Source organism: Rhodococcus sp. IC4_135, assembly GCF_011602025.1.
Lineage (GTDB): Bacteria > Actinomycetota > Actinomycetes > Mycobacteriales > Mycobacteriaceae > Rhodococcus_F > Rhodococcus_F baikonurensis.
This window is the reverse complement of sequence record NZ_JAAOLG010000102.1, coordinates 1-1,310: the sequence shown is the minus strand read 5'-3', so window position 1 is coordinate 1,310 and position 1,310 is coordinate 1. Positions and strand designations below refer to the sequence as shown.

Genomic DNA, 1,310 nt, shown 5'->3' with positions numbered 1-1,310 from the left:
CCGACGCCCCCGTCGCCAAGTGGTTCGTCGGCGGAAAACTCAACGTCGCCTACAACTGCGTCGACCGCCACGTCCTCGCCGGCAACGGCGACCGCGTCGCCATTCACTTCGAAGGCGAACCCGGCGATTCCCGCGATCTGACCTACAACGACCTCCTCGCCGAAGTCAGCCGCGCCGCAAACACTTTCACCGACCTCGGCCTCGTCGCCGGTGACCGCGTCGCAATCTACATGCCGATGATCCCCGAAGCGATCGTCACCATGCTCGCCTGCGCCCGCCTCGGACTGACCCACTCGGTCGTCTTCGCCGGATTCTCCGCCACCGCCCTACGCTCACGCATCGACGACGCCCAAGCCAAACTCGTCGTCACCGTCGACGGCCAGTGGCGACGCGGCGCCGCAGCACCCATCAAAACAGCGGTCGACGAATCCGTCGACGGCGCCGACTCCGTCCAGAACGTGTTGGTGGTCAACCGGACCGGCATCGACGTCGACTGGACCGACGGCCGCGACCTGTGGTGGCACGAAACCGTCGCACAAGCCTCACCCGAGCACGAGGCGCAGGCCTTCGACGCCGAACATCCCCTGTTCATCCTCTACACCTCCGGCACCACCGGAAAACCCAAGGGCATCATCCACACCTCCGGCGGCTACCTCACCCAAGCCTCCTACACCCACCACAACGTCTTCGATCACAAAGCCGGACAAGACGTCTACTGGTGCACCGCCGACATCGGCTGGGTCACCGGACACTCCTACATCGTCTACGGCCCCCTCTCCAACGGCGTCACCCAGGTCGTCTACGAAGGCACCCCCAACTCCCCGAACGAGCACCGCCACTTCGACATCATCGAAAAGTACGGCGTCTCCATCTACTACACCGCACCCACCCTCGTGCGCACCTTCATGAAGTGGGGCCGCGAGATCCCCGACGCCCACGACCTGACCTCGATCCGCCTCCTCGGCTCCGTCGGCGAGCCCATCAACCCCGAAGCGTGGCGCTGGTTCCGCGAGGTCATCGGCGGCAACAAAGCACCCATCGTCGACACCTGGTGGCAGACCGAAACCGGAGCGATCATGATCTCCCCACTCCCCGGTATCACCGCCACCAAACCCGGATCCGCCATGGCACCCCTGCCCGGCATCTCCGCGAAGATCGTCGACGACGACGCCAAACCCCTCGGCCCCGGCGGCAACGGCTACCTCGTCCTCGACGAACCGTGGCCGGCGATGCTGCGCGGCATCTGGGGCGACATGGACCGCTACCGCGACACCTACTGGTCCCGCTACGCCGAAGAAGGCTGGTACTTC

At 65.6% G+C, this 1,310-nt stretch carries 1 protein-coding gene; it reads left to right on the top strand.

The genetic code is table 11. From position 1 onward, the window contains the following. The coding region (locus G8767_RS35165; RefSeq protein ID WP_166814272.1) for an acetate--CoA ligase at nt 1-1,310 on the top strand (1,310 nt) is incomplete at both ends.